This window comes from Streptococcus suis, assembly GCF_002960425.1.
Lineage (GTDB): Bacteria > Bacillota > Bacilli > Lactobacillales > Streptococcaceae > Streptococcus > Streptococcus suis_S.
The window spans coordinates 1-301 of sequence record NZ_POIZ01000098.1 but is presented as its reverse complement, the minus strand read 5'-3'; the positions used below and the strand labels follow the sequence as shown (position 1 = coordinate 301).

General features: G+C 40.2%; 1 pseudogene. It reads left to right on the top strand.

Annotated features, from left to right (window positions below):
- Positions 1–301, top strand: a pseudogene (locus C1G57_RS10865) (IS5/IS1182 family transposase); the annotation flags it as partial.

Here is a 301-nt window from a genome sequence, read left to right as displayed (position 1 = left end):
TAGAAGATTCTGACCAGTGGATAAAACCAGATGGGGTTGTCTACTCGTTTAAGAATTATTCACGAAGAACGGAGCAGAATGGTTTTGAGAAAGATATTAAGATTTACGAAGCTGATCCTGTACAAGCTAGTGAAGAGTTAGACCAGTTAGCACGGACAGAGAAAGGAAACCTCAAACAAATTCAGTATAATCCTACGTGGAACTATTTCAAGAACTTAGTCAAAGAGGAATTGACAAGTAAAGAGGGAGCCCGCATTTATGCCAAACGCAAGGTGGATGTCGAACCTGTATTTGGTAGGAT